At 67.9% G+C, this 14,783-nt stretch carries 15 protein-coding genes; 14 read left to right on the top strand and 1 reads right to left on the bottom strand.

Annotated elements, in window-relative coordinates; all coding sequences use genetic code 11:
- The first annotated feature begins 57 nt into the window (after positions 1 to 57).
- The 9 genes from prmB (at position 58) to H7A86_RS13190 (ending at position 8,805) form a co-directional block, all read left to right on the top strand.
- The gene (gene prmB, locus H7A86_RS13230) at positions 58 to 984 is read left to right on the top strand and encodes a 50S ribosomal protein L3 N(5)-glutamine methyltransferase (RefSeq protein ID WP_016903701.1); all 927 of its coding nucleotides are present in this window, start codon (positions 58 to 60) and stop codon (positions 982 to 984) included.
- Positions 974 to 1,462: a hypothetical protein gene (locus tag H7A86_RS13225; protein ID WP_119131299.1), complete on the top strand. Its 489-nt coding sequence runs from the start codon at positions 974 to 976 to the stop codon at positions 1,460 to 1,462. Before prmB ends, H7A86_RS13225 begins: the two co-directional genes overlap by 11 nt.
- Positions 1,452 to 2,555 (top strand): chorismate synthase, encoded by a 1,104-nt coding sequence (gene aroC / locus H7A86_RS13220; protein WP_119131300.1) that lies wholly within the window; start codon positions 1,452 to 1,454, stop codon positions 2,553 to 2,555. The genes H7A86_RS13225 and aroC overlap by 11 nt, the downstream gene beginning before the upstream one ends.
- Positions 2,548 to 3,624: a 2-hydroxyacid dehydrogenase gene (locus tag H7A86_RS13215; RefSeq protein ID WP_119131301.1), complete on the top strand. Its 1,077-nt coding sequence runs from the start codon at positions 2,548 to 2,550 to the stop codon at positions 3,622 to 3,624. The genes aroC and H7A86_RS13215 overlap by 8 nt, the downstream gene beginning before the upstream one ends.
- An 86-nt stretch (positions 3,625 to 3,710) precedes the next feature.
- Positions 3,711 to 4,736, top strand: a complete 1,026-nt coding sequence (locus H7A86_RS13210; protein WP_016903697.1) for an aspartate-semialdehyde dehydrogenase — start codon at positions 3,711 to 3,713, stop codon at positions 4,734 to 4,736.
- A 221-nt stretch (positions 4,737 to 4,957) separates the two neighbouring features.
- Complete coding sequence (locus H7A86_RS13205) at positions 4,958 to 6,931, top strand: motility hub landmark protein FimV (RefSeq protein ID WP_180707886.1); 1,974 nt, start codon at positions 4,958 to 4,960, stop codon at positions 6,929 to 6,931.
- Complete coding sequence (locus H7A86_RS13200; RefSeq protein WP_119131303.1) at positions 6,928 to 7,326, top strand: VOC family protein; 399 nt, start codon at positions 6,928 to 6,930, stop codon at positions 7,324 to 7,326. Before H7A86_RS13205 ends, H7A86_RS13200 begins: the two co-directional genes overlap by 4 nt.
- A gap of 40 nt (positions 7,327 to 7,366) precedes the next feature.
- Complete coding sequence (gene truA / locus H7A86_RS13195; RefSeq protein WP_104581948.1) at positions 7,367 to 8,140, top strand: tRNA pseudouridine(38-40) synthase TruA; 774 nt, start codon at positions 7,367 to 7,369, stop codon at positions 8,138 to 8,140.
- A complete protein-coding gene (locus tag H7A86_RS13190) occupies positions 8,137 to 8,805 on the top strand; it encodes a phosphoribosylanthranilate isomerase (RefSeq protein ID WP_104581949.1) in 669 nt (222 codons plus the stop codon). Before truA ends, H7A86_RS13190 begins: the two co-directional genes overlap by 4 nt.
- A gap of 145 nt (positions 8,806 to 8,950) precedes the next feature.
- Here H7A86_RS13190 and H7A86_RS13185 read toward each other — a convergent pair whose 3' ends face one another.
- Entirely contained in the window at positions 8,951 to 9,871 is a 921-nt protein-coding gene (locus tag H7A86_RS13185; RefSeq protein ID WP_119131304.1) for a LysR family transcriptional regulator, read from the bottom strand.
- Positions 9,872 to 9,977: 106 nt separating this feature from the next.
- On the opposite strand from H7A86_RS13185, the gene trpB reads away from it, so the two are divergent.
- The 5 genes from trpB (at position 9,978) to glmM (ending at position 14,773) form a co-directional block, all read left to right on the top strand.
- Positions 9,978 to 11,195, top strand: coding sequence for a tryptophan synthase subunit beta (gene trpB, locus H7A86_RS13180; RefSeq protein ID WP_104648020.1), 1,218 nt, complete (start codon positions 9,978 to 9,980; stop codon positions 11,193 to 11,195).
- A complete protein-coding gene (locus H7A86_RS13175) occupies positions 11,195 to 11,404 on the top strand; it encodes a hypothetical protein (protein ID WP_119131305.1) in 210 nt (69 codons plus the stop codon). The genes trpB and H7A86_RS13175 overlap by 1 nt, the downstream gene beginning before the upstream one ends.
- 38 nt (positions 11,405 to 11,442) lie before the next feature.
- The gene (trpA, locus tag H7A86_RS13170; RefSeq protein ID WP_119131306.1) at positions 11,443 to 12,249 is read left to right on the top strand and encodes a tryptophan synthase subunit alpha; all 807 of its coding nucleotides are present in this window, start codon (positions 11,443 to 11,445) and stop codon (positions 12,247 to 12,249) included.
- Positions 12,250 to 12,456: 207 nt separating this feature from the next.
- Positions 12,457 to 13,341 (top strand): acetyl-CoA carboxylase, carboxyltransferase subunit beta, encoded by an 885-nt coding sequence (accD, locus tag H7A86_RS13165; RefSeq protein ID WP_046343350.1) that lies wholly within the window; start codon positions 12,457 to 12,459, stop codon positions 13,339 to 13,341.
- Positions 13,342 to 13,423: 82 nt separating this feature from the next.
- Positions 13,424 to 14,773 (top strand): phosphoglucosamine mutase, encoded by a 1,350-nt coding sequence (glmM, locus tag H7A86_RS13160; protein WP_119131307.1) that lies wholly within the window; start codon positions 13,424 to 13,426, stop codon positions 14,771 to 14,773.
- Positions 14,774 to 14,783: the final 10 nt, after the last annotated feature.

The raw sequence follows: 14,783 nt of genomic DNA, 5'->3' as shown, positions 1-14,783 counted from the left end.
CTCATGATACCGATCCGACCTCTATAATCGGGGGCCGATTCCTCTTTAGTTGTTACCATGACTGCCGCCGCGGCCGACGAACTGCACACCATCATCGACCTGATCCGCTACGGCACCAGCCGTTTTAATGCAGCCGGTCTGACTTTCGGCCATAGCTACGACAATGCGCTGGACGAGGCCACCCAGCTGGTCCTGCACAGCCTGCACCTGCCGCACGATCTGGGCCCGGCGTATGGCCAGGCGCGTCTGCTGCGTTCGGAAAAGGAGCAGGTGCTGGGCTTGTTCGAGCGCCGCATCAACGAGCGCGTGCCGGCGGCGTACCTGACCGGCGAGGCCTGGTTCGCCGGGCTCAGTTTCAAGAGCGATGCGCGCGCGCTGGTGCCGCGCTCGCCGATCGCCGAGTTGATCGAAGCCGGCTTCGAACCCTGGCTGGGCGGCCGCGAAGTCACTCGCGCGCTGGACCTGTGCACCGGGTCGGGCTGTATCGCCATCGCCATGGGCCACTACAACCCGCAGTGGGACGTGGACGGCGTGGACATCAGCGACGACGCGCTGGCACTGGCCGCCGAAAACAAGGCGCGCCTGCATGCCGACAACGTCACCCTGCTCAAGTCGGACCTGTTCGCCGGGCTGGGCGGCCGCCAGTACGACCTGATCGTCACCAACCCGCCGTATGTCACCAACGACGAAACCGACGCGCTGCCGCAGGAGTATTCCTACGAGCCGGAGCTGGGGTTGCGCGCGGGCGACGATGGCCTGGATCTGGTGCTGAAGATCCTGCGCGATGCGCCGCAGCACCTCAGCGAGGACGGTCTGCTGATCTGCGAAGTGGGCGAGTCCGAGCAGCACCTGATCAAGCTGCTGCCGGAAGTGGATCTGGCCTGGGTCGAGTTCAAGGTCGGGCAGATGGGCATCTTCGCGGTGGAATGCCGCGAGCTGATCGCGCACGGCGCGCGCATCGCCGAGCTGGCCAGTGCGCGCTGAGTCGTCCACAACGCGGCCGCAGCTGGGCGATCTGCTGTTGCTGCTGCCGGTGTCCATCTTCGGCGTCGGCATTCCGCTCAGTTTGATCGACGTGGTGTACCGCCTGTTCGACCCGATGTACGGCGGTCCCTTGCCACAGCGCTTGTTTAGGGCGGGGGCGGAGATCGGCTTCGGCCTGATGGCGTTTTTCGGCCTGGTGTCGGCGTGGATCGTGGTGGTCAGTTCGGATGCGGCCTTGCGTGCGCATCGGCGCCGCACGCTCATTGTGGCACTCGGCCTGCTGGTCGGAACTGGCGTTGCGCTGCACCTGCTCGCCGATTGGCTGCTGAGTGGGCGCATTAAGCTGGATGTCTTTGCGCTGGTGTTCAGCGGCCTGTTGGCGGTGGCACCGATGCTGGTGGCGGTACGTCATCTGCCGCGCTTGCTGCGCGCCATGCCACCTGCTGCAATGTTGAGAGGATGCCGTCATGGGCAGTAACAGTTTCGGCCGCCTGTTGACGGTCACCACCTTCGGCGAGTCGCATGGGCCGGCGATCGGCTGCGTGGTCGACGGTTGCCCGCCGGGCCTGGAGATCGCGCCGGAAGACTTCACCCACGATCTGCAACGGCGTGCCTCCGGCAAGAGCCGGCACACCTCCGCACGCCGCGAAGCCGACGACATCGAGATCCTGTCCGGCGTCTACGAAGGCCGCACCACCGGCACGCCGATCGGCCTGCTGATCCGCAATACCGATCAGCGCAGCAAGGACTACAGCAACATCGCCCAGCAGTTCCGTCCCGGGCACGCGGACTACAGCTATTGGCAGAAGTACGGCATCCGCGATCCGCGCGGTGGTGGGCGCTCGTCCGCGCGCGAGACCACCATGCGCGTGGCCGCCGGGGTGATCGCCAAGAAGTGGCTCATGCAGCGCCATGGCGTGCTGGTGCGCGGGTTCCTGTCGCAGCTGGGCGAGATCCGCCCGACCGGTTTCGACTGGAATGCGGTCGAGGACAATCCGTTCTTCTGGCCGCATGCCGATCAGGTGCCGGAGCTGGAAACCTACATGGACGCGCTGCGCAAGTCCGGCGATTCGGTCGGTGCGCGCGTGGACGTGGTGGCCGGCGGCGTGCCGGCGGGCTGGGGCGAGCCGATCTACGGCAAGCTCGATGCCGAACTGTCCGCCGCCCTGATGAGCATCAACGCGGTCAAGGGCGTGGAGATCGGCGACGGCTTCGCCAGCGCCGCGCAGAAGGGCACCGAGCACCGCGACCTGATCACCCCGGAAGGCTTCCTCAGCAATCATGCCGGCGGCATCCTGGGCGGCATTTCCACCGGCCAGGCGATCACCGCCTCGATGGTGCTCAAGCCAACCTCCAGCCTGCGCCTGCCCGGCGCGACCGTGGATGCGGATGGCGCGGTGGTCGATGTGATCACCACCGGCCGCCACGACCCCTGCGTCGGCATCCGCGCCACCCCGATCGCCGAGGCGATGATGGCATTGGTGCTGATGGATCAGGCCTTGCGTCATCGCGCCCAGTGCGGCGATGTCGGCGAGGTGGCGCCACGTATTCCTGGTCAGGTCGATGTCTGAAGCAACGCGCCCCAAGGTGTGGGTCAGCCAGCCGCTGTTCGACGATGTCGTCGCGCAGCTGGGCGAGCATTTCGAGCTGACCACCACCGAGCGCGTCACTGCGTATTCGCCGGCCGAGCTGGCGGTGCGGCTGGCATCGCTGGACGGTGCCTTGATCACCCTCAACGAGCGTATCGGCGCGACGGAAATCGGCTCCGCGCCGCGGCTGCGTGCGATCGCCAATGTCGGGGTGGGCTACAACAACCTAAATCTGGACGCACTCAGTGCAGCCGGCATCCTGGCCAGCAACACGCCCGATGTACTGACCGAGACCACGGCCGATCTCGGCTTTGCAGTCCTGATGGCCACTGCGCGCCGCATCACCGAAGCCGAGCGCTGGTTGCGCGACGGGCAGTGGGGGCAGTGGTCGTTCAAGACCATGCTCGGCGCCGATATCCACGGCAGCACGCTGGGCATCCTGGGCATGGGCCGGATCGGGCAGGGCATCGCCCGCCGTGGCGCGCACGGCTTTGGCATGCGCGTGCTGTATCACAACCGCAGCCAGCTGCCGGCCGCCACCGAACAGGCGCTCGGCGCGCGGTACGTGGACTTCGACACGCTGCTGGCGCAGTCCGATCACCTGGTCCTGGTGCTGCCGTACACCAAGGAGTCGCATCACATCATCGATGCCGCCGCGCTGGGCAAGATGCGCGCGAGCGCCACGCTGGTGAACATCGCGCGCGGCGGCCTGGTCGATGAAATCGCGCTGGCCGATGCGCTCGCCAATGGGCGCCTGGCCGCCGCCGGCCTGGATGTCTATGAAGGCGAACCTGCGGTCCGTCCCGAACTGCTGGCCCTGCACAACGTCGTGCTCACCCCGCATATCGGCAGCGCCAGCCTGGCCACGCGCCGCGCAATGGTGCAGCTGGCGGTGGACAACCTGATTGCCGCGCTGGGCAAAGGCCCCAATGCCGGCCATCCGCCGAGCGCGCTGAATGCCGATGCGGTGGCCGCTGCCAAACAGGCCGGCGTGCGCGATGGCGAAGCGACCAACACCGGCGCCGGCAAAACCACCACGACCAAACGATAGGGAACCTCCGCGGCCAGCTTTGGAGGTTCCCCGAACCCACTGCGCAAGCGCGTTCCCCTCTTTCCCCATTCGATAAAGACAATCTCATGAGCAACGAAAACCGTCGTTTCAACGTCGCGGTCGTGGGCGCCACCGGCGCTGTCGGCGAGACCATGCTGAGCATCCTGGCCGAGCGCAACTTCCCGGTCGCCACCCTGTACGCGCTGGCCTCGGCACGCTCGGCCGGCGGGCAGGTCGAGTTCAATGGCGGCAAGGTCGATGTGCTGGATCTGGCCGACTTCGACCCCACCGGCGTGGACATCGCGCTGTTTTCCGCGGGCGGCAGCGTGTCCAAGGAGTACGGCCCCAAGTTCGCCGCCGCCGGCGCGGTGGTGATCGATAATTCCTCCGCGTTCCGTTACGACGACGACGTGCCGCTGGTGGTCTCGGAGGTCAATCCCGAAGCGCTGAAGCAGCGCCCGCGCGGCATCGTCGCCAACCCCAATTGCTCGACCATGCAGATGCTGGTCGCGCTCGGCCCGATCCACCGCAAGTACGGCATCGAGCGCATCAATGTGGCGACCTACCAGTCGGTCTCCGGCGGCGGGCGTTCGGCGATGGAAGAGCTGGGCAAGCAGACCAGCGAGCTGCTGAGCTTCCAGCAGATCGACCCGCAGCGTTTCCCGGTGCAGATCGCCTTCAACCTGATTCCGCACATCGACGACTTCCAGGACAACGGCTACACCAAGGAAGAGATGAAGCTGGTCTGGGAGACGCGCAAGATCCTGGGCGATGACTCCATCCAGGTGAACCCCACCGCCGTGCGCGTGCCGGTGTTCTACGGGCACTCCGAAGCGGTGGCGATCGAAACCCGCGACAAGATCACCGTCGACGATGCGCGCGCGCTGCTGTCCGCATCGCCCGGCGTGGAAGTGGTGGACGAGCGCAAGCCTGGCGGCTACCCGACGCCGGTCACGCACGCGTCCGGCAAGGACGCGGTGTTCGTCGGCCGCATCCGTGAGGATCTGTCGCATCCGCGCGGCCTGAACCTGTGGATCGTCTCGGACAACATCCGCAAGGGCGCCGCGCTCAACGCCGTGCAGCTGGCCGAGCTGGTTGCCCAGGAAGGCTGACCACGGGTAGCCCGTAGGAGCGCGCTGGCGCGCGATGAAGCTGTCCCGGTGAAGCCTCATCGCGCACAAGTGCGCTCCTGCCAACGCGCTGCCGATGGCCTGCTGCATGGATGTCGCATCGCGGTATCGCCACGGCATGCGCGCTCTGCGCGGGGGGCGCCGACTTTTTCGCCCATGCAGCGGCTATATTGATGCCCATGAAACATAGGGGCGGGGGCGCGATGCGTCCGATACAAGGGATAGGTGCGCTGCTGCTGATGGCCTGCAGCGGCGCTGCAATTGCGTTGGGCCTGGGCGATATCCGGGTGCTGTCCCGGCCGGGGCAGCCATTGGTGGCCGAGATTCCGGTCATCTCCAACGAGCCGGGCGAACTCGACAACGCACGCGTGGCGCTGGCATCGGCCACTACGTTTGCACGGGTCGGCCTGGAGCGCCCGCAGGGCCTGGTCAGCAACCTGCAGTTCCAGTTCGCGCAGGACGCGCGCGGGCGTGCGGTGATCCGCGTGACCAGCAGCCAGGCAGTGGACCAGCCGGCGATCAACTTCCTGATCGAGGTGGAGTGGGGCCAGGGCCGGCTGGTGCGCGAGTATTCCGCACTGGTCGATGCGCCCAATACCGCGGCTGCGATCGCCGGGCCTGCCATCGAGGCGCCGCGCGCCGGGGCCAGCAATGCCATCGCACGTGAGCCGGCCGCCGCGCCCGCAGCCGTTGCCGGACGCGCCGGGCAGGCTGCCGACGCAGTGGCGCCCGGCACACGTTCCGGCACGCGCGCTGCCGCGCCGGCGCCGGCCGGCGATGCGCTGCCGGCGGTGCGCTCGGGCCAGACCTTGTCCGAAATCGCTGCCGCCGTGGCCCGTTCCAACGGGCATTCGCTCGACCAGACCATGCTGGCGTTGCTGCGCACCAACCCGGATGCCTTCATCGACGGCAACATCAATCGCTTGAAGCAGGGTGCGGTGCTGCGCACCCCGCAGGAAGATGCGCTGGCGCAGGTCGGCGCTGCCGAAGCGGCGGTGATGGTGCGCGAGCAGGCCGCGCAGTGGCGACAGGCGCGCGCGGCGGTTCCGCAGCCGGCCGAGGCCGGCGCCGCTGCTGCAACGCCGTCGCCTGCCGCAGCTGTCGCGACGTCGGCAGGTGCCGGCGCGCGGCTCGAGATCGCCCCCGCAGTGGCGAGTCAGACCAACCAGGCCGGCGCCACGTCCGGCACCAGTGCCGAAGGCGAGGGCGACATGGCGGCCAACCAACAGTTGCAACAGGCCAGGGAAGACATCGCCACCCGCGATGCGGAATTGCAGGATCTGCGCACCCGCGTGGCCGATCTGGAAAAGCTCAAGCAGCAACAGCAAGCCTTGATCGCAATGAAGGACACCGACCTGGCGGCCGCGCAGAAGCGCTTGTCCGAAACGCCGGCCGCGGCGCAGCAGGGTGGCGGTTTTCCACTGTGGTTGATCGGCGGGCTGGTGTTGATCGTCGCGGCGATCGTCGCCTGGCTGGCGGCACGCCGGCGCAAGCCCTCGCCGCTGCCGCCGTTGCCGCAGCGTCAGTTCGACATCGTGCCTGCCGGCGCCGCGGCAGACACCGCCGCGCCGCAGGACGATGCACAGGCCACCGTGCCCAGCGAGCACGATGTGCTGCATGAAACCGAATTCGAGCAGGCGGATCTGCGCGAAGACGAGCGCGCCTACCAGGCGCAACAGCCGCTGTCCGATGTGTTGCGTCGCGAACCGCTGCTGTCCGAGCCTGTCGCAGCGCCGCCGGTGGTTGCCAGCGAGGATTGGCGCTCGCTGCGTGCGACGCCGCCAGCGCCTCCGGTGGTGCAGCCGGAGTTCGCTGCGCCTGAGGAACCGGTGCCGGAGCAGGTGAGGTCCGCGCCTGCGGAGCTTCCGTACGGCCAGCCGCAGGACGTAGACGCCACGCGCGCCGGCAACGATCGCGCGCCGGGCGTGCCGCTTGCCTCGGTCGCCACGCAGGACAGCCCGGAGATCGACCCGGTGCCTATCGCCCCGGCCGCTGCGCCCAGCGCGGTGAGCACCAGGGGGTTCGTCTCTGCAGGCCGCGATCGTCTGGAACTGGCCGTGGCCTACATGGATCTCGGCGACACGGACACCGCGCGTGGCTTGTTGCTGGAGGTGGCTGCAACCGGCGATGAGGCCACCCGCGCCGAAGCCGCCGAACTGCTGGAGCGGCTGGCATGAGCCCGGCGCTGGACAGCCTGGCCGCCGCACAAGCCGCCGCACGCGAGCGCCGTATCGATTACGTGGAATTTGCCTCGCTCGATCTGGATGCCAGCCGCGCGTTTTTCGAAACCGTGTTCGGCTGGCAGTTTCAGGCCTATGGTCCGGATTATCTGGCCTTCAATGACGGTCGTCTGGACGGTGGTTTCTATCGCGCCACTGCGGCAGCGTCGGCAGATGCGGGTCCGCTGATCGTGCTGTATGCCGACGCGCTGGAGCCCATGGGCGAGCGCGTACGCGCTGCCGGTGGCGAGATCGTCAAGCCGGTGTTCGGTTTTCCCGGCGGCAGCCGGTTTCATTTCCGCGAGCCGGGCGGTAACACGCTGGCGGTGTGGTCCGAGCACGCCGTCGGCTAGTCCGCGCACGCTCCATCGATTCGACAACAGGCAGGTTCCGATGCGTTACGCGCTGGGCGTGGAGTACGACGGCAGCGAGTTCCAGGGCTGGCAGCAGTTGGGTGAGCAGGGTGGGCCGAGCGTGCAGGCCAGCCTGCAGGCGGCGCTGTCCTCGGTGGCCGATGCCCCGGTGCAGGTGGTATGCGCAGGCCGCACCGATGCCGGCGTGCATGGCGAGTGCCAGGTGGTGCATTTCGACAGCGATGCGCACCGCGCGCCGCGTGGCTGGATGCTGGGCACCACCGCGCGCCTGCCGCCCTCGATCGCGGTGCGCTGGTGCGTACCGGCGGCCGCCGACTTCCACGCGCGGTTTTCCGCGCGCGCACGCCGTTACCGGTATCGCCTGCTCAACCGGCAGATACGCCCGGCGCTGTATCGCCAGACCTTGAGCTGGGAACGCCGCCCGCTGGATGCCGATGCCATGCACGCGGCCGCGCAGGCGTTATTGGGCGAGAACGACTTCAGCGCATTCCGCAGCGTGCAATGCCAGGCCTTGCACGCACGCCGCAACCTGCAGGCCATCAGCGTGCAACGCATCGGCGAGGTGGTGGAGGTGCAGGTCCAGGCCAATGCATTCCTTCATCACATGGTGCGGAATATTGTTGGTTCGCTGATCCTGATCGGAACCGGGGAACAACCGGGCGACTGGATCGCGACGTTGCTGGCCGGTCGCGACCGCACGGTGGCCGGGCCGACAGCGCCGCCACAAGGTCTGGTCTTCATCGGGCCGTTGTATCCCGCAGAGTGGCATCTGCCCGCTGAGGTAACCCAATGAATCGATCGCTGTACCGCACCCGTATCAAGTTCTGTGGCATGACTCGCGCCGGTGATATTCGACTGGCCGGCGAGCTGGGTGTGGACGCGGTGGGGTTCATTTTTGCGCATGGCAGCCCGCGCCGCGTGGCGCCGGCCGAGGCGCGCGCAATGCGCCAGGCCACCGCGCCGATGGTCGATGTGGTGGCCTTGTTCCGCAACAATTCCAAGGAAGAAGTGCGCGAAGTGGTGCGTACCGTGCGCCCGACCTTGCTGCAGTTTCATGGCGAGGAAGACGACGCGTTCTGCCGCAGCTTCAACCTGCCGTATCTCAAGGCCATACCGATGGGCAGCACCGGCATGAACGGCGAGGACGCCAACGCGCGGACCTTGCAGCTTGCCTATCCCAATACCGCCGGTTTCCTGTTCGACAGCCATGCGCCCGGCGCCGGTGGCGGTACCGGCAAGACCTTCGATTGGTCGCGGCTGCCGACCGGCCTGCATCGCCCGTTTCTGCTGGCGGGTGGCATCACCGCCGACAACGTGTTCGATGCGATCGTGGCGACGCTGCCGTGGGGCGTGGACGTGTCCAGCGGCGTGGAGCTGGCGCCGGGGATCAAGGACGGCCACATGATGCGCAAGTTCGTCGAAGAAGTGCGCCGGGCCGATTGCCACGAGATGGGGTGAGTTGGGGGGGCGGGAATCGGGAATCGGGATTGGGGAATCGGAGCGGGCAGTCTGCTTCGTTGTTTTGATTGCTCTTGAGGTCTTCGATTTCCCGGTGATTGCTTGGCCCCTTGTTTCGTCGATCGGGGCGATTTGAGAGTTCCGATTAGGCGCTTGCGGCATCCGTGGTGCGCTGCTGATCTTCTGAAAGTGCGCTACACAACCAGCCGGCGAGCTGTTCGATGCGCTGATCGGGGTTGCGCCTTGCGGCGCACAGCACCCAGCGGCCGCGCGTCGGCGTAAAGCCCCAGGGCGCCAGCAGGCGCCCGGCGGCCAGGTCCGCGGCAACCAGCGGTTGCGGTGCGATCGCCACGCCCAGGCCGGCCGCGGCCGCCTCCAGCAGATAGACCAGATGTTCGAATTCGGTGCCGAAGCCCAGCGCCTCGGGTGCCAGGCCGTGGCGTTGCGCCCATTCCGGCCAGGCCTGCGGGCGCGAGCGGGTGTGCAGCAAGGCGTGGTCGAGCAGGGCGGTCGCCGCGCTGCTATCGAGCCGGGTGGCCGATGCCAGCTGCGGGCTCAGCACCGGGCCGATCCACTCCACGCCCAGCTCGTGCACCTGCCACTCGCCTGGCCACGGCGGGGTGTCCAGCAGCAAGGCCGCATCCAGGCCATCCAGGTCCGGACCGGGCGCCTGTTCGCTGGCCGACAAGTGCAGGCGCAGCTGCGGCAGATCCCGCTGCAGCCTGCCCAGCCGCGGGATGACCCAGCGCGCGAGCAGGCTGCCGGAGCAGCCCAGCACCAGCGGCGCCTCGCTGGTGGGGCGCCGCAACGCTGCCCAGGTGTCGCCGATCAGCGCAAAGCCTTCGCCGGTGGCATCGCGCAGCCTGGCGCCGGCAGGCGTGAGCATCAGGCCGCGGCCCTGGCGGGTGAACAGCGCCGTGCCCAGCGCCTGTTCCAGCGAGCGCACGTGCCGGCTGATGGCGCCATGGGTCACGTGCAGCTCCTGCGCGGCCCGGCTGACGCTCTGCAGACGTGCGGCGGATTCGAACGCGCGCAGCGCTGCCAGCGGCGGAAGCAGTGTGCTCATATGTGAGTCCAGATCACAGGTTGCGGCAATCTTATCGATTTATCGCACGCCGTGGCTGCGCTACAGTAATGCCTCATGTACGACCGCATCGCTGCAGAGGATTTCCATGTCGGCCCAGCCCATCAGTGACTTTTACGCCTATCCGGACGCTGCCGGCCACTTCGGCAAGTTCGGTGGCCGGTTTGTCGCCGAGACCTTGATCGGCCCCTTGCAGGAGCTGTCTGCCGCCTACGACCAGGCGCGCCAGGATCCGGCCTTCATTGCCGAATACGACAAGGATCTCAAGCACTACGTCGGCCGGCCCAGCCCGATCTATCACGCCGAGCGCCTGAGCCGCGAAGTGGGCGGCGCGCAGATCCTGCTCAAGCGCGAAGACCTCAACCACACCGGCGCGCACAAGATCAACAACACCATCGGCCAGGCCTTGCTGGCCAGCCGCATGGGCAAGACCCGCATCATTGCCGAGACCGGTGCCGGCCAGCATGGCGTGGCCAGCGCCACGGTGGCCGCGCGGCTGGGCCTGGAATGCGTGGTCTACATGGGTGCCACCGACATCGAGCGGCAGAAGATCAACGTCTACCGCATGAAGTTGCTCGGCGCGACCGTGATCCCGGTGACCTCCGGCTCGGCCACGCTCAAGGACGCGCTCAACGAAGCGATGCGCGACTGGGTCACCAACGTGCAGGACACCTTCTACATCATCGGCACCGTGGCCGGCCCGGATCCGTATCCGCGCATGGTGCGCGACTTCAACGCGATTGTCGGCCGCGAAGCGCGCGCGCAGATGCTGGAAGATTTCGGCCGCCTGCCGGATGCGCTCAGCGCCTGCGTCGGCGGCGGCAGCAATGCGATCGGCCTGTTCCATGCATTCCTCAACGACCCAGGTGTCAAGATCTACGGCGCCGAAGCGGCCGGCGACGGCATCGCCAGCGGCCGTCATGCGGCGTCGATCGCGGCCGGGCGCCCCGGCGTCCTGCATGGCAATCGCACCTATGTGATCTGCGACGACGACGGCCAGATCACCGAAACCCATTCGATTTCTGCGGGGCTGGATTACCCGGGCGTGGGCCCAGAGCATTCGTTCCTGTCCGACAGCGGGCGTGCGGTCTACCAGGGCATCACCGACGACGAAGCGATGGCCGCCTTCCATCTGCTGGCGCATACCGAAGGCATCCTGGCCGCACTCGAATCCAGCCATGCAGTGGCGCAGTCGATCAAGCTCGCGCGCGAGATGCCCAAGGATGCGCTGATCCTGTGCAACCTGTCCGGCAGGGGCGACAAGGACGTGCACACCATCGCCGCACGTGAAGGCGTGCAGGTCTGATGCCGCTGCGGCGCGTCACCGTGACCGCGCTAGCCGACCAGCGAGGCGAACAGGACCTGCTGTTCGCCTGGCTCGACCGCTGGGCGCCGCAGATCCGCACGTGTTCGGAAAACAGCGGCTGCGGCTGCTGCCTGGACAGTTTCGACCTTGAGGTCGAGGCGCAGGCATTGACCGAATTGCCGGCGACGATGTACCAGGACATCCATTGAGGCGGTCGCACCGCCTCTAACAATTGCAAGGTCTTTCAATGCGTCGTATCGACCAAACCTTCCAGCGTCTGCGTGCCGATGGCCGCAAGGCGCTCATCCCCTTCATCACCGCCGGCGATCCGTCGCTGGAAGCCACCGTGCCGGTGATGCATGCGCTGGTGCGCGCCGGTGCCGATGTCATCGAACTCGGCGTGCCGTTTTCCGACCCGATGGCCGACGGCCCCACCATCCAGCGCAGCTCCGAGCGCGCGCTGGGCCGTGGTGCCGGCCTGGCCTATGTGCTGGAAGCGGTGCACGAGTTCCGCCGTGAGGACGCCACCACGCCGGTGGTGCTGATGGGCTACCTCAACCCGATCGAGATCCACGGCACCCGGCGCTTCGCCGAAGCCGCCGTCGCTGCCGGTGTGGATGGCCTGCTCCTGGTCGATCTGCCGCCCGAAGAGGCGGACGAAACCCGCGCGATCTTCACCGAGGTCGGCCTGGCGCTGATTGCGCTGGCGTCGCCGACCACCAGCGAGCAGCGCCTGGACATGCTGTGCAGCAGCGCCCAGGGCTATCTGTACTACGTCAGCTTCGCCGGCGTCACCGGCGCCTCGAACCTGCTCGACACCCATGCCGCCAGCGACCGCCTGCGCCAGCTGCGCCGGCGTGCCGGCGCCCCGGTGGTGGCCGGTTTCGGCATCAAGGACGCCGCCAGCGCCGCCGCCATGGCCGTCGACGCCGACGGCGTGGTGGTCGGCAGCGCGCTGGTCGCGGCACTGGCCGAGGCCACCGATGTCCGCAGCGCCCGCGAACGCGCCGAGGCTTTCCTGGCCCCGCTGCGGCAGGCGCTCGACCAGGCCTGACACCACAGCCTCTCTGCGCCTTCGGGCGGGAAGGGCACAGCTGGCGCGCCACCGGCACGCCAGCCTTGGGGCCGCCGCGCGGCAAGCGCGGGCCGGGCCACCCGGGCCCGCATTTAGCCTGCGCGCTACCTCGGCTTTCCCGCAGCGCGTTAGACTGTCGCCCCTCTGCGGCCCACATGGCCGCCCTGCATGGATTGTCATACACGCATGAGCTGGCTCAGCAAATTGATGCCCTCCGGCATCCGCACCGAGAACACCCCGGCCAAGAAGCGCAGCGTCCCCGAGGGCCTGTGGGAGAAGTGCAGCAACTGCGGCAGCGCGCTGTACGGCCCCGAGCTCGAGGAGAACCTCGAGGTGTGTCCGAAGTGCGATCACCACATGGCGATCCGCGCGCGTGCGCGCCTGAACTCGCTGTTCGATCCCGACACCGCGACCACCGAGATCGCCGCGCAACTGGGCCCGGTCGACGTGCTCAAGTTCAAGGACCAGAAGCGCTATGGCGAGCGCATCAAGGCCAGCCAGAAGAGCAGCGGCGAGTACGACGCGCTGATCGCCATGCGCGGCACGCTCAAGGGCAACCCGCTGGTCGCCGCCGCATTCGACTTCGCCTTCATGGGCGGCTCGATGGGCTCGGTGGTCGGCGAGCGCTTCGCGCGTGCGGCCGAAGTGGCGCTGGAAGTCGGCTGCCCGTTCGTGTGCTTCTCCGCCAGCGGCGGGGCGCGCATGCAGGAAGGCCTGTTCTCGCTGATGCAGATGGCCAAGACCTCCGCCGCACTCGGGCGCCTGCGGGAAGCCGGCCTGCCGTACATCTCGGTGCTGACCCATCCCACCACCGGTGGCGTGTCGGCCTCGTTCGCGATGCTGGGCGACATCAATATCGCCGAGCCGCATGCGTTGATCGGCTTCGCCGGCCCGCGCGTGATCGAGCAGACCGTGCGCGAGACCCTGCCGGAAGGCTTCCAGCGGTCGGAGTTCCTGCTCGACCACGGTGCCATCGACCAGATCTGCGACCGCCGCGACATGCGCGACCGCATCGCCGATCTGACCGCGATGATGATGCGTCAGCCGCATCCGCAGGACGCGGCCGCATGAGGCCAGTGGCCGCGCGCTGGCGCGACCCCGTCGCACGCGCCGCTGCGCGTGCGTCCACCCGTAGGCAGGAACACCGCAACGCATGAGCAGTCGCAAGTATTTTGGAACCGACGGCATCCGTGGCCGGGTCGGGCAGGGCGTGATCTCGGCCGATTTCGTGCTGCGGCTGGGCAATGCGCTCGGTCGGGTGCTGACCCAGGGCCGCAGCAAGCGTCCGCTGGTGCTGATCGGCAAGGACACGCGGATTTCCGGTTACATGTTCGAAGCCGCATTGGAAGCCGGCCTGGTCGCCGCCGGCGCCGACGTGCAGCTGATCGGCCCGATGCCGACCCCGGCCATCGCCTTTCTGACAAACACGCTGCGCGCCGATGCCGGCGTGGTGATCAGCGCCTCGCACAATCCGCATTACGACAACGGCATCAAGTTCTTCTCCGCCGAAGGCGAGAAGCTCGACGACGCCACCGAAGCGGCGATCGAGGCCGCGCTGGACGAGCCGTTCCACACCGTGGAATCGGAGCGCCTGGGCAAGGCGATCCGCACCCGTGATGCGATCGGCCGTTACATCGAATTCTGCAAGGCCAGCGTGGCGCGCGGGTTCACCCTGCACGGCCTGAAGATGGTGCTGGACTGCGCGCACGGGGCGACCTATCACATTGCGCCGATGCTGTTCCGCGAGCTGGGTGCGGACGTGGTCGTCATCGGCGCCGCGCCCGACGGGCTCAATATCAATGCCGGTGTCGGCTCCACCCATATCGACAATCTCGCCGCCAAGGTGCGCGAGAGCGGCGCGCAGCTGGGCATCGCCTTCGACGGCGATGGCGACCGCGTGCTGATGGCCGACGACCAGGGCAACCCGGTCGATGGCGACGACCTGCTCTACCTGCTCGCGTGCTCCTGGCAGGCCAGCGGCCGGCTCACCGGCACCGTGGTCGGCACCTTGATGACCAACTACGGCCTGGAACAGGCGCTGGCTGCACGGAACATCCCGTTCCAGCGCGCCAAGGTCGGCGACCGCTATGTGCACCAGGCGCTGGTCGAAGGCGGCGGCACGCTGGGTGGCGAAACCTCCGGCCATCTGCTGTGCCTGGATCGCGCCACCACCGGCGATGGCATCGTCAGTGCGCTGCAGGTGCTCGAGGCCCTTGGCCGCGATGGGCAGAACCTGCGCCAGGCCCTGAGCAGCCTGAGCAAGGTGCCGCAGAAGACCGTCAACGTGCGGCTGGATGGCGGTGCGGCCAAGGCGATCGTGGAGGCCGCCGGCGTTCAGCAGGCACTGCAGCAGGCGCAGGCCGCCGTGCACGGCCGGGGACGTGCGTTCCTGCGTCCGTCCGGCACCGAGCCGGTGGTGCGCGTGACCGTGGAAGCCGACGACGCCGGCCTGATGCAGGACACGCTCGACCGTCTCTCCGGGGCCGTGCGTGACGCGGCGTGAGTCGCTGATC

It is taken from the genome of Xanthomonas euroxanthea (assembly GCF_903989455.1).
GTDB classification, from domain to species: Bacteria; Pseudomonadota; Gammaproteobacteria; order Xanthomonadales; family Xanthomonadaceae; genus Xanthomonas; species Xanthomonas euroxanthea.
Note: the sequence above shows the minus strand (reverse complement) of the source record. Positions and strands in the feature narration are given on the sequence as shown.

Excerpts from the sequence above, each read along its gene's own strand:
- prmB (WP_016903701.1), top strand. The coding sequence starts at position 58 with ATGACTGCCGCCGCGGCCGACGAACTGCACACCATCATCGACCTGATC.
- H7A86_RS13205 (WP_180707886.1), top strand. The coding sequence starts at position 4,958 with ATGCGTCCGATACAAGGGATAGGTGCGCTGCTGCTGATGGCCTGCAGC.
- H7A86_RS13210 (WP_016903697.1), top strand. The coding sequence starts at position 3,711 with ATGAGCAACGAAAACCGTCGTTTCAACGTCGCGGTCGTGGGCGCCACC.
- aroC (WP_119131300.1), top strand. The coding sequence starts at position 1,452 with ATGGGCAGTAACAGTTTCGGCCGCCTGTTGACGGTCACCACCTTCGGC.
- accD (WP_046343350.1), top strand. The coding sequence starts at position 12,457 with ATGAGCTGGCTCAGCAAATTGATGCCCTCCGGCATCCGCACCGAGAAC.
- H7A86_RS13185 (WP_119131304.1), bottom strand. The coding sequence starts at position 9,871 with ATGAGCACACTGCTTCCGCCGCTGGCAGCGCTGCGCGCGTTCGAATCC.
- trpB (WP_104648020.1), top strand. The coding sequence starts at position 9,978 with ATGTCGGCCCAGCCCATCAGTGACTTTTACGCCTATCCGGACGCTGCC.
- H7A86_RS13215 (WP_119131301.1), top strand. The coding sequence starts at position 2,548 with ATGTCTGAAGCAACGCGCCCCAAGGTGTGGGTCAGCCAGCCGCTGTTC.
- H7A86_RS13190 (WP_104581949.1), top strand. The coding sequence starts at position 8,137 with ATGAATCGATCGCTGTACCGCACCCGTATCAAGTTCTGTGGCATGACT.
- truA (WP_104581948.1), top strand. The coding sequence starts at position 7,367 with ATGCGTTACGCGCTGGGCGTGGAGTACGACGGCAGCGAGTTCCAGGGC.
- glmM (WP_119131307.1), top strand. The coding sequence starts at position 13,424 with ATGAGCAGTCGCAAGTATTTTGGAACCGACGGCATCCGTGGCCGGGTC.
- trpA (WP_119131306.1), top strand. The coding sequence starts at position 11,443 with ATGCGTCGTATCGACCAAACCTTCCAGCGTCTGCGTGCCGATGGCCGC.
- H7A86_RS13175 (WP_119131305.1), top strand. The coding sequence starts at position 11,195 with ATGCCGCTGCGGCGCGTCACCGTGACCGCGCTAGCCGACCAGCGAGGC.
- H7A86_RS13200 (WP_119131303.1), top strand. The coding sequence starts at position 6,928 with ATGAGCCCGGCGCTGGACAGCCTGGCCGCCGCACAAGCCGCCGCACGC.